The organism is Psychrobacillus mangrovi (genome assembly GCF_037104765.1).
In the GTDB taxonomy this organism is placed as follows: Bacteria; Bacillota; Bacilli; order Bacillales_A; family Planococcaceae; genus Psychrobacillus; species Psychrobacillus mangrovi.
Genome location: NZ_JBAWSY010000001.1, coordinates 569,100 through 584,773 on the forward strand (window position 1 = coordinate 569,100; position 15,674 = coordinate 584,773).

Consider the following 15,674-nt stretch of genomic DNA (forward strand, 5'->3'; position numbering starts at 1 on the left):
TTTTCATTGTAATAAACCTGTCACTTCTTGTCTACAAAAGTAATTTTTTTCTCTAAAACTTAGAATATTCAAATATTTTATTAATTTAATTGATTTTACCATTCTCTTGATCAATTCGATAAATAAAAGCAAAGACCTCCGCTACCGCTTGATACAACTCTTCGGGTATAGATTGATTTATATCTAATTGGCCGAGAAGTTCTACTAAACTACGATCTTCTTGTATGGGGACATTATGTTCTTTTGCTCTCATTAAAATATTTTCAGCTATTTTCCCTTTTCCTTTCGCTAGAATGGTAGGAGCATCAATAATACCCGGTTTATATCCTAAAGCCACTGCTTCCTTGCGTACATGTTTTTCTTCAGTCATATTCGAATATCTACTCCTTGTGACTCTTTTCCGAGTATTTTCTTTGGTGATGTAAGTTTTTGTTCTTGAAACGTTTTGACAAATACACCTGAGAGTTGATATCCAACTGACAATAAGCCTTCCTTTAGGGAGTCTTTAAATACATTAGCAATTTGTTGTAAGTGATTGTCGTTATTGTATAAAGAAATGGTTACTACACGATTTTGAACTTGCATATCTACAACTGTCTCTTCTAAAGAATCTAATTGTAAATAAAACATGATACGAGCATAATCTGAATCTATTTTTCCGTCCTCTTTCATACGACCATTCCATTCAAGCGTGGCATCCATTTTCTTTCCTAAAAATTCTAATGGAACTTGCATTAATAACTGATGCTGAGGTCCGTTTTCATTCGACAATATTTGCAGTCCATTCATTCGATTTAGTAGTAGCTCTGCTTGATCTTTTAGTGGTGCAGAAATAACTTGATTTTGAAGAAGGTCTATCAATTGCGGCTTCAGTTGATTTGCAATCTGTCTAACTTCATCACTACCTCCCCCAAGTTTTGCTTCGTAACTAAAACCAAGTGACTTCAGAACTTCTTTCATAGCATGCTCAAATGCTTTGCCGTCTAACTGTTGAATTACACTTTGTTCGGATTGCTGAAGTGCTGTAGAAATAATATGTTGATTACTATTTTTGGTAAAAGACATTACTTGCTGTAGCGTTTGGGAAACGATTTCTTTGTTTTCTCCCTTACCAAGTAATGATAGCAAGTGCTCTTTTGCAGTTAATCCATTCTGATCTTTCAAAAAAACGGCTTCCTGACTCTGCTTTGCAAATATTTCCAAAAGCTTATTGTTAATGGTTGATATTTGAAGGGCTTGCGTATTACTTTTTAATAAAGTTCCTATTTGCTCCTTTTGTTCAGATGTTAACAAAGGCTGAGCGCTTACCCAATTTCGAAGCTGATCAATTGCCATACCTTTTTCACTAGTTGGTGTCTTTACCAAGTTTGCTATTATTTCTCCAGCAGACATAGATATCGATGGTGTAGTTGAAATTGGCAAAACATTATTCAATGTTACATTGGAAGGTAAGATACTCGCTTCTTTTAGGCTTTGTAGAATCGGTAACTTTGTAGCCAAGCTTGCAAGTGGATTTTGTAATGTTTCTATTTGTTTTCCTAGCAATGCACCTGCAACGGGTTCTCCAAATGGCTCCGATAGCTTTTGCAAACTTTGAAGAATATTGTTTTTTATATTAGTTGGTAGTGTAAAATCCTGTTGTAACGTTTGTTTAAAATCTTGAATTAGTGACTGAAGACCATTTGTAGATTTTCCACTTAACACAGTATCAAACATTTTATGTGACAAAGGAATATTAAGATCCATCATTTTTTGAATCACTTCCATTGCTTGCTTCATTGTTATGTTTGGAGGTAATTGTTTTAAAAGGTGTTCTGCTTGTACTAATAACTCTTTTGAAATTGGCAATCTTTCCTTTAAAAAGAACTGAACTACTGCCTGCATTTCCGTTGATTTTGTTAAGTTCATTGCATTTAATAGTTGTTGTGCTTGCTGAGCTAACGTATTCCCTTGAGCGAGGGGTCCTGTTACGACCTTTATTTGCAGTTCTGGGTCCGTTTTAGTTACTTGAAAAAAATGTGCATCTCCTGCTTTTAAAGGAGTTTCTAGCTTGGCGATTACTTTTTGATTGCCTATTTGCAATTCTGCGGTTTGATTAGGATATAACTTCTTAATAGTTCCGTGAATTACTTGTCCTTCTTTTATCGACGTTTGCATATTAGGAGAAATGACCTGCGCTTGTTGAGACTGAATAGAAGAAAAAAATGTTGAAGACATATTTTCACCTCATTTTTGTAATAAAGATTTTATTGGCTCGAATGTTTTTCTATGGTGGATAGTAGGACCATATTTATAAATCAACTCAACGTGTTGCTTTGTTCCATAACCCGCGTGCTTATTGAATAAATATTGAGGAAATTGTTCGTGTAACTGATCCATATAATTATCTCTTGCAGTTTTAGCTAGGATAGAAGCGGCTGCAATTGATAAACTCATTGCATCACCTTTAATAATAGAATGTGTTTCCATATCAATAGGAAGTTTCATGGCATCTACTAAAACGATTGAAGGGCTTTCCTTCAAGCTTAAAACAGATTCAGTCATAGACTGCTTGGTTGCTTCATAAATATTAAGCTCATCAATTTTTTCCACTGATTGAAAGTGAATAGAATAACTCAGTGCATTATTTTTTATTTTCGTTGCAAGTTCATTTCGCTTCTTTTTCGATAGTTGCTTGGAGTCATTTAAACCGATTAAATCATCTGTATTCCTTTTTAACACTACTGCCGCTGTAACTACTGGACCAGCTAGTGGACCTCGCCCTGCTTCATCTACTCCAGCTATTAAATCAGTGGGGTTTTGTTTAAAACTAGCATCGAATAAACATTTTTCTTCGTGAGCATGAATTTCCTTTTGTATAAGTTGTTGCTTATTCTTCCAAGTATTTAATAGCTTAATAGCACCAATTCTATTATCACTTTCAAGTTCGTTCATCCACGCTTCCCATGAATTGGCATAATCTAATTTTTCTTTTACTTCTTTCAAACTTAGCATATCTTTCACATCAACTTTCTTGTTCTTATTCTATGTATCGGTAAATATTCAAAATAATCGAGAAAACCCTTCTCACCAAGTGGCAAAAAGGGCAAATTATTTATGTTTTATTCAGTTACAAAATCAAACGTTAATCGACCAAGATGAAGGTTACGGATGTCCCTTACAATCAGTTCTGCAACTTGATCATAATCTATTTCACCGCCACCAGCAAAGCATCTTCTTAACTTTCCAATATGATCGAAAGTTTCCACTAAATCTTCGCTAACAGCTGTCAATTGATATCTTTCTTCCATTCTCTTGGGATAATGCTCTTGTAAAAATCGAAGTCCATATACCGCTAAATCTTCCATATTGATAACAGCATCTTTAATAGCTCCCGTTAATGCAAGTTTATAGCCGACTTGTTGATCCTCGAACTTTGGCCAAAGAATCCCTGGAGTATCCAATAATTCTATTTCCTTTTCGACCTTTATCCATTGCTGTCTTTTCGTAACTCCAGGAGTATTACCAGTTTTCGCTATATTCTTTTTAGCAAATCGATTAATAAGAGTGGATTTTCCAACGTTGGGAATTCCAACAATCATCGCACGAATAGCTCTTGGCTTAATGCCTCTATCTTTCATTCGATCCCATTTAGGCTTTAGAAGCTCTTTAGCGGCTTTAAAAACAGATTGTAGTCCTTTTCCCTCTAAAGAGTTTATCGCCACCGTAGGGAGCCCTTTTGAATCAAAATAAGCTATCCATTTTCTTGTTTGTACTTCGTCAGCCATATCCATCTTGTTTAAAATAAGCAATCTCGTTTTCTGGTGCACCACTTCGTCCAGCATTGGATTTCTAGAAGACAACGGCAAGCGTGCATCTACTAATTCAAAAACAATATCTACGAGCTTCAAGTTTTCAGTTACTTCTCTTCTTGCTTTGGCCATATGACCCGGGAACCACTGTATTGTCATTTCATATCTCCTCCTTAAAGGATGAGAAAGTTACTTTTTCTTAACTATCTAACCTCAGGCATAATGCTAATATTTTTATTTTACAAAGCCAACATCATCAAAGGGCCAAAAAACTATATTTGTGTTTCCAATTACTTCATCGATGGCAACTAGTCCAATATGTCGACTATCTTTACTATATCTTCGATTATCACCCATGACGAATATATGGCCAGGAGGAATTTTATCTACTTGAGCGATATCTTCTAATGTGAAATCATCGGTTAAAGATCCTTCGGTAATTTCACTTTTATATTGTTCTAAGTATGGCTCTTCAATTTCTTTTCCATTTATATATAGTTGATCATTTTTATATTCCACATGATCTCCAGGAAGACCGATTACCCGTTTGATGTAATTTTTTTGCTCTGGTGCATGGAATACTACTATATCAAAACGATCTGGTTCACCAACCATATAACCGATTTTATTGACAACCATTCGGTCCCCGTTTTTCAAAGTCGGCATCATTGACTCACCGTCTACTACAATTGGTGTAAATAAAAAGAAGCGAATTATTGCAGCAATCCCAAAAGCGATTAACAATGCTTTGGACCATTCCCACAATTCGTTCTTTTCTTTCTTCGCTCGTTCCATCGACTTGCCCCCTTTATATACTTCCCTTATTGTACAAGTAAATTCTATTTCAAGCAAAAAGAAAAGATAATATATTCCTGTTTATTTCTATTTTTATAATTTTGAAGGACAAAATAGTATGCGTATGGAGCGCTTTAGTGAGCTGAAACTCATTTATGTGCTTGTAGCAGGCTTCAATTAGTAGAATGAGTTGCTCCAAATTTTGCATTGTCTTCTTTCTAGCCCATTGATTGCCGAGACACGGATTTACGCTTGTCGTACGCTTAGCATGAGCCTCCTCAGGATGAGTCGCTCCTGCGTCACTCCCACATCCTTTACGAGGTCTCATTCTTCGCGCTCTTGCGGTGTTTAAAGCTCACATCCTAGAAATTTCCGTAGATACAGTCAGAAGTAACTTGTTAATGATAAGTGAAGAGTTAGCTCTATGTGAGTTAGCTAGTTTTAATTGGAAATATCTCTCTAAAAATGTCACGAAATGTCGGAACGAGACCAATTAAGTTACAGCCGAGACTATTCATAGCGTATCCGAGACCAATTCAATGACAACCGAGACTAATCGCAGCATAACCGAGACCAATTTCACTGTAACAGAGACCATTACTCGAAATTCATTAATAGGATACACTGGCAATCGCACCTTGCCAGCCGCATGACGTGCCGTATGAGACAGCGAAATGCACTTGCGCATAGCGGCTCATGCGGACGTACCGCCAGCGCGAATGCCTATAGTCAGTGATGAAAATTTTCAATATTTCTATATATTATTTTGATACTTTGAAATCTTAAACACGGATGTGCGCTTGCCGCACGCTTCGCATGAGCCTCAACAGGATGAGTCGTACATACGTCACTCCCACATCCTTTACGGGGTCTCATTCTTCGCGCTCTTGCGACTTTAAGGCGCACATCCTAATAATCATCCGTGGGATGTAGTGATATGTATACAAAGGAAACACTAAATAGAAATAATGATTAATGATAAATCCTAATAATCACTTTTCTATTTATTAAGCATTCCCGCTCTGAAAAGAAAAAATGTTGTAGCGAAAGTGGCATCACTTTCACTACAACATTTGATTTTTTACTATTAGCGACGTTCTTTAATACGAGCTGCTTTACCACGTAGATCGCGTAAGTAGTACAATTTAGCACGACGAACTTTACCACGACGAACAACTTCTAAGTTTGCAATTTTTGGTGTGTGTACAGGGAATGTACGCTCAACGCCAACACCTGAAGAAATTTTACGAACTGTAAATGTTTCGCTGATTCCTCCACCACGACGTTTAATTACAACACCTTCGTACATTTGGATACGTTCACGAGTACCCTCAACAACCTTAACGTGTACACGTACTGTGTCACCAGGGCGGAAATCAGGAAGATCCGTACGTAATTGTTCTTTAGTGATTTCTGAAATAATGTTTTGCATCATTTTTCTCTCCTTATATAGAATGCTCTTACATCCATTAGCTGTTGCAGCGGAACACCCAAAATCCATACTTCACACAGAAGTACATAGTAGAATATACCACAAACAATTAATAGATGCAATGCATAATTTAAAGTTTATTGTTCATTTATTTTATTTATAAATTCTTGATCCTGTTTATTTAAATCAATTGATTCTAATAATTCAGGTCTTCTTTCAAGAGTTCGTTTTAATGATTGTTCTCTTCTCCATTTTTCAATCTCAGCATGATTACCGGATAATAACACATCTGGTACCTTATATCCCCGATATTCAACTGGTCGGGTATAATGAGGATGTTCAAGCAGACCAGTTGAAAATGAATCTTTTTCATGAGATTCTGCATTACCTAATACATTAGGCAAAAGCCTAACGACACTATCAACAATAGTCATGGCTGCTAACTCTCCACCTGTTAATACAAAATCTCCAAGTGAAATTTCATCTGTTACAAGATGTTCTCGAATGCGTTCATCATAACCTTCATAATGTCCACATACAAAAATAAGTTCTTTCTCTTTTGCAAGTTCTTCTGCTTTTTTCTGCGTAAAGCGCTCTCCTTGAGGACAGAGTAGAACGATTCTGCGCTTTTGTTCTTTATTCGTAGTTAAAGAATCTATTGCGTTAAAAAGAGGTTCTGGCTTTAACACCATCCCAGCACCACCACCATAGGGATAATCATCCACCTGATGATGTTTGTTGCCTGAAAAGTCTCTAAAATTAACTACATTCAGCATAACTTCATTCTTTTCCTGTGCTTTTTTCAAAATGGATGTATTAAAAACACCTTCAAACATTTCGGGAAATAGAGAAAGAATGTGAATATTCATCATGATAATAAACCTTCTAACACTTCAATAACAATTTTCTTATTATCAATGTCGACTGACTTTACTACATCTTCAATGTATGGAATGTAATGTGTTTTCCCTTTTGAAGGCTGAACTGCCCAAACATCATTAGCACCTGTTTCAAGGATTTCTGTAACAGTTCCAATTGTTTCACCTTCTGTAGAAACAACTGTACACCCGATTATTTCATGATAGTAGAATTCATTTTCTTCTAATTCCGTAAGGTACTTATCAGAAACTTTTAAGATGGCATCTCTAAAAGGCTCTACATCTTTTAACAATGAATATCCTTCAAATGTTAATAAATCAAAGTTTTTATGCTTTCGATGACTAGCTACTTTAACGGTGATTGGTTTCGATCCATCTGCTTTAAACAGACCTAGCTCACTACCAACTTCATAACGTTCATCTGCAAAGTCTGTTTTGGAGATAACACGAACCTCTCCCCAGATCCCATGCGTATTAACTATTTTACCAACATTAAACCATTCCATGAATATTCTACCTCCTATCAAAAAAGGAAGAACAAATTGTTCTCCCTTTTTGTTTATTCAAATACGCCTCAGCTATTCAAAATCTATGGAATCTGCCAAAGGCTTTAACTTTCTTCAGTGGGAGGTCCCCCACTAAAGTCCGTTAATCTAATATGTCGACATATGTTTTTTTCTTTTGGTGACTGCCTGCTGCTGAGTAAACAATAGTACGAATCGCTTTCGCTACTCGCCCTTGTTTGCCAATTACTTTTCCCATGTCTTCAGGATGAACAGAAAGCTTATAAACTATACGGTTTACATTTTCTTCTTTTACAACCTGAACCTTATCTGGATAATCAACTAATGGTTTGACGATTGCTTCGATCAGCTGCTCCACATTGTCCCCTCCGATTATTTGCCGAGTTTTGCGTTATGGAATTTTTCCATAATTCCTTGTTCAGAGAACAAGTTACGTACTGTATCAGATGGTTTCGCACCGTCTTGAAGCCATTTTAACGCTAGTTCTTCGTTAATTTTAACTTCTGCTGGTTTAGTAAGTGGGTTGTAAGTACCTACTGTTTCAATTTGACGACCATCACGTGGTGAGCGAGAGTCTGCTACTACAATACGATAGAAAGGAGATTTTTTTGCTCCCATACGTTTTAAACGAATTTTAACTGCCATTTTTATTGCACCTCCGAATAGTTTCACACAAGATAGTATATTATCAAGCTTTTATTTGTTTGTAAAGTGTTTTTTCTTAACACCCTAATTTTTTGGGGAAAAATTATTTAAAAAGAGAGTCTAAACCTGGCATTTTCATCTTTTTCTTCCCTTTTTGTTGCATGTTTGTCATTTGTTTCATCATTTTTTTCATATCTTCGAATTGTTTTAATAATCTATTGATATCTTGAATAGACGTCCCAGATCCTTTTGCAATTCTTTTCTTCCTAGGACCATTAATAATTTCAGGAGTTGTTTTTTCTTGCGTAGTCATGGAATAAATAATCGCTTCGACACGATCCATTTGCTTTTCATCCACTTTTGCATTCTCCAACCCTTTAATTTTACCAGCTCCAGGAAGCATTTTCAAAATTTCGTCCAAAGGTCCCATCTTCTTCACTTGACTAATTTGTTCCAAAAAGTCATCAAATGTGAAAGATTGCGTACGGAATTTTTCTTCTAATTCTTTTGCTTTTTCTTCATCAACATTTGCTTGAGCTTTCTCGATCAGGGACATCATATCTCCCATACCTAAAATTCGAGAAGCCATTCGCTCTGGGTGGAAAGATTCTAGAGCGTCCATCTTTTCGCCCATACCAACAAACTTGATAGGTTTTTGCGTAACAGAACGGATGGATAAAGCAGCTCCACCTCGAGTATCCCCATCAAGCTTCGTTAATACAACACCAGTGATGCCAATAGATTCGTTAAAATTATTCGCAACATTGACTGCATCCTGTCCAGTCATTGCATCTACCACCAAGAACACTTCATCTGGTTCTTTAATGGCACGAATATCTTTTAATTCTTGCATAAGTGTTTCATCAATATGAAGTCGACCTGCAGTATCAATGATCACAACATCGTTATGCTCTTCTTTCGCATGCTCCATCGCCTGTTTCACAATTTCAACGGGTGAAATATCAGTGCCTAAAGAGAACACAGGTAACGATAATTGTTTACCAAGCGTTTCAAGCTGTTTGACAGCTGCTGGACGATAAATATCTGCCGCTACTAAAAGAGGCTTTTTATTGTATTTTTTGCGCAGTACATTCGCAAGCTTTCCAGTAGTGGTTGTTTTACCAGCACCTTGAAGACCGACCATCATAATTACGGTAGGTGGTCTCGATGAAAAAGAAATTTGACTTTGCTCTCCACCCATTAACTCTGTCAATTCGTCTTTAACAATTTTAATAACTTGCTGACCGGGTGTTAAGCTTTTCATTACATCTTGCCCAACAGCACGTTCCGAAACATTTTTGACGAATTCCTTTACTACTTTCAAGTTTACGTCTGCTTCGAGAAGTGCGTAACGAACGTCTCTCATCATTTCTTTTACATCTGCTTCAGAAATCTTTCCTTTACCTTTAATTTTCTGAAGCGTTCCTTGGAGTCGCTCAGCTAATCCTTCAAATGCCATGCATGCCGCCTCCTAATCCCATTCTTTTAATTGATTAATGAGTTCAATCAGTTGTTCTTCAGATGATTGTTCCTTTGCTAAAAGCAATAGCTGCTCAATCGTTTCCTGACGTTTTTCAAATTTCGAAAAGAGGTTAAGTTTTTCTTCATACTCCTCTAACATTGCTTCTGTACGACGTATATTATCATAAACAGCTTGTCTGGAAATATCATATTCTTCTGCAATTTCTCCAAGGGATAAATCATCTAAATAATATAGCTGCATATAGCTTCTTTGCTTATCTGTTAATAAAGCCTGGTAAAAATCGAAGAGAAAATTCATGCGTGTTGTTTTTTCAATCATTCCCAACTCTCCTTACCAATTCAATTACATCCTCTAGTTTATTAATTGAGGGTACAACTGTCAAGTATTTTTACTTGTCTGCATTTTCTTCGTTTGTTTCATTTTCACTTTCAAGCTCTAATCCTTCTGCAAAAAGTCCGTAAACGTATTTTTCGGAATCAAACGGTTGTAAATCATCCATTTGCTCACCTAATCCAACAAATTTCACTGGAATATGAAGTTTTGAACGAATCGCTAATACGATACCACCTTTTGCGGTGCCATCTAGTTTCGTTAATACAATTCCAGTAACATTTGTCGCTTCTTTAAACGTCTGTGCCTGCACAAGTGCATTTTGACCGGTTGTTGCATCTAGTGCTAGCAATACCTCATGAGGCGCACTAGGAACTTCACGCGATATAACACGATGAATTTTTTCTAACTCATTCATCAAGTTCACTTTATTTTGAAGACGACCTGCAGTATCACAAATTAAAACATCCGCATTGCGCGTTTTAGCTGCTCTAATTGCATCGTACATAACAGCAGCAGGGTCAGAGCCCTCTGCTTGTTTTATCACCTCTACACCTACTCTATCGCCCCAAACTTGAAGCTGCTCGATCGCACCAGCACGGAAGGTATCTCCCGCTGCCAAAATGACTTTTTTTCCTTCGCTTTTTAAACGATGTGCAAGTTTCCCAATCGTTGTAGTTTTACCTACACCGTTTACTCCAACAAATAAAATAACGGATAATCCTTCTTCCTCAAGTTGAAGCTCTGTACTATTTTCATCACCAGCTTCATAAATATCGACTAGTTTTTCAGAAATAACAGATTGAATTCCAGCAGTATCTTTAATATTTTTGCGTTGTACTTCAAAACGCAAGGAGTCCATTAATTCGGAAACTGTTTCAAAACCTACATCCGCTTGTAATAAGATTTCTTCTAATTCTTCGAAAAAATCTTCATCGACTTTACGATATTTAGCTACTAAGTCATTTACTTTAGAAGTAAATTGATTTCTTGTTTTCGCTAAACCTTCTTTAAATTTATTTGTAATCGAAACTGTTTCTTCTATCTCTTCATTCGATCCAAGCATCTTTTCTTTAAACTTCTTAAAAAAACTCATCCTCTAAGCTCCTTTTTAAGTTACTAATTCTTCTTCCAATTTAACAGAAACTAATTTTGAAATACCCGACTCTTGCATCGTAATACCATATAGTACGTCTGCACCTTCCATTGTTCCTTTTCGATGAGTAATCACAATAAATTGCGTATCGTGACTAAATTTCTTTAAATAGTTGCTATAACGAGCCACATTAGCCTCATCTAAGGCTGCTTCTACCTCATCCAGTATACAGAATGGTACAGGACGAGTGTGTAGGATAGCAAATAATAAGGCAATTGCAGTAAGCGCACGCTCTCCTCCTGACAAAAGAGTAAGGTTTTGCAGTTTTTTCCCAGGTGGTTGTGCGATAATGTCTATCCCTGTATCAAGTAAGGAAGTAGGATCAGTCAAGACTAAATCAGCTTGACCCCCACCAAACAGTTCACGGAAAACAACTCTAAAATGAGACTGTATCTCTTTGAATGTTGTTTCGAATCGAATGGTCATTTCTTCATCCATTTCTCTGATCACTTCATGCAAAGTTTCTTGAGCGGAAAGCAAGTCTTCCCTTTGTTCTGTTAAAAAGGAGTGTCGTTCACTCACTTGTTCAAATTCTTGAATAGACCCAAGATTAATCGGACCAAGCTCTTCAATAGATCGTTTTAATAAGGTGACTTTTTTGCGAGCCAATTGTTCTTCCATTTCAAAAGGGAAGTCACGTTCAGCTTCTTCAAGTGTCAGCTCATATGTTTCTTCTAAGTGATTGTATAGCGTGTTCATCTCTACTTCCAGTTTACTTTGTCTAATTTCAAAGGAACGCTCTTCATTTGTCAGTAGCCCAGCTTGTTGTTGAAGCTCTTTGAGCCTGTTTTCAGCTTTATTAATGTTTTGGGAAAGTTCTACCCTGTTGCTTTTTCCTAATTGTATTTGTTCGATTAATTGATCTTTTGACAATTTGTATTTTGTAATAAGGTCACTTAATTCATCGTCTGTCGGACCTTCTCGATCATCATTTTCATACCAGGTAATTTCTTTTTCTAAAGTATCTATTTTTTGAGTGCTAACTTGAATCGAATTTGTAATTTGAACTTTTTCTTTTTCTTGTTGGGTGACTTGTTCATTAACTACAGCGATCTGTGATAACAACTCACCAAGCTCATTTTGAAATTTATCTTTTTCTTCAATCGATTGAAGTTTTAAAACTTGTAGCTGATCAATCGATGTTTGGATAGTAGCTAATGACTCTTTTATCTCCGCACTTCTTGAGGAAGTTTGTTCTTTTTTACGGACTAAATCATCATGCAAGTTACCTTTTTCCATTTTCTCTTCATCATATTCAAGTAATTGACTCGTAATTCTTGAAATAATAGCAGTACATTCTCTTGTTTCTGAAAGTAATTTAAGTTCTTCTCCTCTTAAATTTTCACCAAGAAGACGTGTTTCTTCCAATTCTAATCGTAACTTTTGCACTTCTTGCTTTTTAGAGGAAACAGATTTTTCTGCTTGAAGTACCGTCTTTTCCAATTCTACTAATTTATCATTTAGCTGTTCTAGCTCCACTTTACGAGTAAATAATGAGGACTGCTGTTTTACAGAACCACCAGTGAGTGAACCTCCTGCATTCACAACGTCACCATCTAATGTTACAAAGCGAAATTTATATTGAAGACGGGATGCCATTTCATTCGCACCCTTTAAATCTTTTGCAATAATAATATTTCCTAGCAAATTTTCTACAATAATTTGGTAGCCATCACTGTAATTCACTAGCTTATCTGCCGTATTAACAAAAGAAGGGTGGTCCTTAATCATCGCTAAAGTTTGCTCATTTACCTTACGTGATTTCATTACTTGAAGCGGTAGAAATGTTGCTCTTCCTACTCGCTTCTTTTTCAACCATTCAATAGCTAAACGCGCGTCTTGACTGGAATCTGTAATAATATGCTGTGATTGTTGTCCAATTGCAGTATCTATTGCATTCATATAAGTATGCGGAATTTGAATCAGCTCTGCTACCGCACCATGAATACCGTGTAATTCTTTTTTATCTCTTGCAATCAATATTTCTTTAACGCCTTGGAAAAAGCCCGAAAACTCTGATTCTAATTCTTCTAAAGAATCTTTTCTTGCTTGCATTTGATGCTTCATTTGATATGCCTTTTGAAGCATCGTCTGTTGTTCTTCAAACCCGCGCTCAAGCTGATCAGCTGTTTCACGTTTAGTTTTAAAATCTGACAGTTTCTGTTCTAATTCTTTTTGACATATAGCAAGTAACGATTCTAATTCAGTTTTGCGTTTAGATAGTTTCTCTAGTTCTTCTTTAATCTCACGATAATCTTCCATCATTTTTTCAGAAGAAACGAGTTCAAATTGAAGTTGCTGCTCCATATGTTTCATTTCATTTTTCATGGTAGCTTCTTCATTTAATAAATCGATATAAGTGCTTTTTAAATCCTCAATTTCTTCTTCTACTTCAGAAGCGGATTTACTTAAGACTTTGTCAATTTGCAACTTTTTGGCGCGAAGTTCTTTTAGCAAAACTTGTTTTTCTGTTTTAGATCCGTCATTATCTTTCAGTTGTCTCTCGAGTATTCCCAGCTTTTCTCTTTCTTCTTCTAATGCTCTTTTTAACTGGGAAATTTGTTGACTTGCATTTTGTTTTTTCTCTGCAAGTAAAAGCTTTCTACCTTCTAATCGCTCTAACTCTGAACTTGTTTCTACTAGCTCACTTTGATTTGTATCTAAACTTTCATCTATATCAGACATTTTTCTTCTGTCTGCTTGTATAGTTGACTCAACTTCATTTATTTGTAGTTGAAGAGCTCGTTTAGTTTCATCAAGTGTTTGAAGTTTCGTATGTAATTCAGCACTTTGCTGAACAAACAATCTTAAATCATGTGCAATAACAGCAATCTCAATATCTTTTAATTCTTCGGACATTCTTAAATAATCCGAAGCAAGCGATGATTGTATTTGTAGAGGTTCCATTCGACTATCTAACTCATGTAAAATATCCAGTACACGATTTAAATTGTCGTCTGTCTCTATCAGTTTAAATTCTGCTTTCTTCTTACGTTGTTTGTATTTTAGTACTCCAGCAGTTTCTTCGAATATTGTTCTTCTATCTTCTGGGCGACTATTTAAAATTTCATCTACTCGACCCTGAGAAATAATAGAAAAAGCTTCTTTTCCAAGACCAGAATCCATAAAAAGATCTGTAATATCCTTTAATCTGCATGTTTGTTTATTTAGTAGATATTCGCTATCTCCAGAACGAAATACTCTTCTAGTGACACTAATTTCGGCAAAGTCTAAAGCAACTCGGTGATCCGAATTATCCAATATTAACGTGACTTCTGCAAAATTTAATGCTTTTCTGGAGTCACTTCCCGCAAAAATTACATCTTCCATTTTGGACCCACGCAACGATTTAGCAGATTGCTCTCCTAATACCCATCTAATTGCGTCGGTTACATTACTTTTTCCACTACCATTTGGACCTACTACTGCCGTAACACCTGGAACAAAATCGATTCCAATCCGGTCCGCAAATGACTTAAAACCTATTATTTCTAATCGTTTAAGGAACAAATTTATTCCTCCCGTTCATGATCCCTTAATGCAATTATTGCTAATCTTGCTGCTTGTTGTTCCGCTTCTTTTTTCGAGCGTCCTTTTCCTATACCTAGTTCATTTGTATTTAACACAACACGAGAAACGAATGTACGATTATGTGCAGGACCTTTTTCCTCCACAATTTCATAATTTAACGTTCCATTATTTTGTTGCTGAATAATTTCTTGTAATTGACTTTTATAATCCATCACATGCGAAAAAGCACCGAGTTCGATTTTAGGGAAAACAATTTTTTCTAAAAATGAAATCACTGTTGCAAGTCCCTTATCTAAGTATAATGCACCGATAAATGCTTCAAAAACGTCTGCAAGGAGTGCAGGTCTTTCACGTCCACCTGTCAATTCTTCTCCTTTTCCTAGCAACACATATTTTCCAAAGTTCAGTTCATTGGCAAACAATACAAGCGATGGCTCGCAAACTATTGCTGCGCGAAGTTTTGTAAGTTCTCCCTCGCTCATCCCCATATATTGTTGAAATAAATATTGAGAAACAGACAATTCTAAAACAGCGTCTCCTAGAAACTCTAGTCTTTCATTATCGGTAAAAAACTTCCGTCGATGCTCATTCACATAAGATGAATGCGTAAAGGCTTGATACAATAGTGTTGGATTATCGAAATGAATATCAAAATGTTGTTGAAAGAGATTAAAATGTTCTTTAACACTTTCAGGGAAAATCGATTTTTTCGTATGCGTACTTTTTCTCATGAATTATCTGCCTTTCTTGCTTATGGATCTATCTGTTTAAGTTTACCTGTTTCTATAGCTTTGTGCAAAAGAAATAGAGACGTTCTATCTCTATTCTCGAGGAATGAGTAGAACGTCTCCGATGTTATTGAAATTAAGCTTGTTTACTTTCAATATAGCTAACTGCACTACCTACAGTTGAAATGTTTTCAGCATCTTCATCTGAAATTTCCATATCGAACTCATCTTCAAGTTCCATAACTAATTCTACTACATCAAGAGAGTCAGCACCTAAATCATCACGGAAAGATGCTTCTAATTTTACTTCGCTTTCATCTACACCTAGACGATCCACGATTACTTTCGTTACGCGTTCTAATACTGTTGACAAATTTGTCA

Annotated in this window: 16 protein-coding genes; all 16 read right to left on the reverse strand. The window is 36.1% G+C overall.

Annotated elements, in window-relative coordinates; genetic code table 11:
- Positions 1-85: 85 nt before the first annotated feature.
- Positions 86-370, reverse strand: coding sequence for an EscU/YscU/HrcU family type III secretion system export apparatus switch protein (locus WAX74_RS02835; protein WP_336496131.1), 285 nt, complete (start codon positions 368-370; stop codon positions 86-88).
- Positions 367-2,217, reverse strand: a complete 1,851-nt coding sequence (locus WAX74_RS02840) for a hypothetical protein (RefSeq protein WP_336496132.1) — start codon at positions 2,215-2,217, stop codon at positions 367-369. Before WAX74_RS02840 ends, WAX74_RS02835 begins: the two co-directional genes overlap by 4 nt.
- A gap of 9 nt (positions 2,218-2,226) precedes the next feature.
- A complete protein-coding gene (locus tag WAX74_RS02845; protein ID WP_336496133.1) occupies positions 2,227-2,994 on the reverse strand; it encodes a ribonuclease HII in 768 nt (255 codons plus the stop codon).
- A gap of 107 nt (positions 2,995-3,101) precedes the next feature.
- Complete coding sequence (ylqF, locus tag WAX74_RS02850; protein ID WP_336496134.1) at positions 3,102-3,950, reverse strand: ribosome biogenesis GTPase YlqF; 849 nt, start codon at positions 3,948-3,950, stop codon at positions 3,102-3,104.
- Positions 3,951-4,025: 75 nt separating this feature from the next.
- Positions 4,026-4,586 (reverse strand): signal peptidase I, encoded by a 561-nt coding sequence (gene lepB / locus WAX74_RS02855; protein WP_336496135.1) that lies wholly within the window; start codon positions 4,584-4,586, stop codon positions 4,026-4,028.
- A 1,087-nt stretch (positions 4,587-5,673) separates the two neighbouring features.
- On the reverse strand, positions 5,674-6,018 hold the full coding sequence (gene rplS, locus WAX74_RS02860) for a 50S ribosomal protein L19 (protein WP_053589998.1): 345 nt from the start codon (positions 6,016-6,018) through the stop codon (positions 5,674-5,676).
- Positions 6,019-6,155: 137 nt separating this feature from the next.
- Entirely contained in the window at positions 6,156-6,887 is a 732-nt protein-coding gene (trmD, locus tag WAX74_RS02865; protein ID WP_336496211.1) for a tRNA (guanosine(37)-N1)-methyltransferase TrmD, read from the reverse strand.
- On the reverse strand, positions 6,887-7,402 hold the full coding sequence (gene rimM, locus WAX74_RS02870; RefSeq protein ID WP_336496136.1) for a ribosome maturation factor RimM: 516 nt from the start codon (positions 7,400-7,402) through the stop codon (positions 6,887-6,889). The genes trmD and rimM overlap by 1 nt, the downstream gene beginning before the upstream one ends.
- Positions 7,403-7,544: 142 nt before the next feature.
- A complete protein-coding gene (locus WAX74_RS02875) occupies positions 7,545-7,778 on the reverse strand; it encodes a KH domain-containing protein (protein WP_336496137.1) in 234 nt (77 codons plus the stop codon).
- 14 nt (positions 7,779-7,792) lie between these two features.
- On the reverse strand, positions 7,793-8,065 hold the full coding sequence (gene rpsP, locus WAX74_RS02880; protein ID WP_053590001.1) for a 30S ribosomal protein S16: 273 nt from the start codon (positions 8,063-8,065) through the stop codon (positions 7,793-7,795).
- Between the two features lie 103 nt (positions 8,066-8,168).
- Positions 8,169-9,524, reverse strand: coding sequence for a signal recognition particle protein (gene ffh, locus WAX74_RS02885; protein WP_336496138.1), 1,356 nt, complete (start codon positions 9,522-9,524; stop codon positions 8,169-8,171).
- A 12-nt stretch (positions 9,525-9,536) separates the two neighbouring features.
- Complete coding sequence (locus WAX74_RS02890) at positions 9,537-9,866, reverse strand: putative DNA-binding protein (RefSeq protein WP_336496139.1); 330 nt, start codon at positions 9,864-9,866, stop codon at positions 9,537-9,539.
- 70 nt (positions 9,867-9,936) lie between these two features.
- Complete coding sequence (gene ftsY, locus WAX74_RS02895; RefSeq protein ID WP_336496140.1) at positions 9,937-10,974, reverse strand: signal recognition particle-docking protein FtsY; 1,038 nt, start codon at positions 10,972-10,974, stop codon at positions 9,937-9,939.
- Positions 10,975-10,989: 15 nt separating this feature from the next.
- Positions 10,990-14,544 carry a chromosome segregation protein SMC gene (smc, locus tag WAX74_RS02900; RefSeq protein ID WP_336496141.1) on the reverse strand — a complete coding sequence of 1,185 codons (3,555 nt, stop codon included), beginning with the start codon at positions 14,542-14,544 and terminating at the stop codon, positions 10,990-10,992.
- A gap of 2 nt (positions 14,545-14,546) precedes the next feature.
- Positions 14,547-15,296, reverse strand: a complete 750-nt coding sequence (gene rnc / locus WAX74_RS02905) for a ribonuclease III (RefSeq protein WP_336496142.1) — start codon at positions 15,294-15,296, stop codon at positions 14,547-14,549.
- Positions 15,297-15,429: 133 nt separating this feature from the next.
- The gene (acpP, locus tag WAX74_RS02910) at positions 15,430-15,666 is read right to left on the reverse strand and encodes an acyl carrier protein (protein WP_053590007.1); all 237 of its coding nucleotides are present in this window, start codon (positions 15,664-15,666) and stop codon (positions 15,430-15,432) included.
- Positions 15,667-15,674 lie beyond the last annotated feature (8 nt).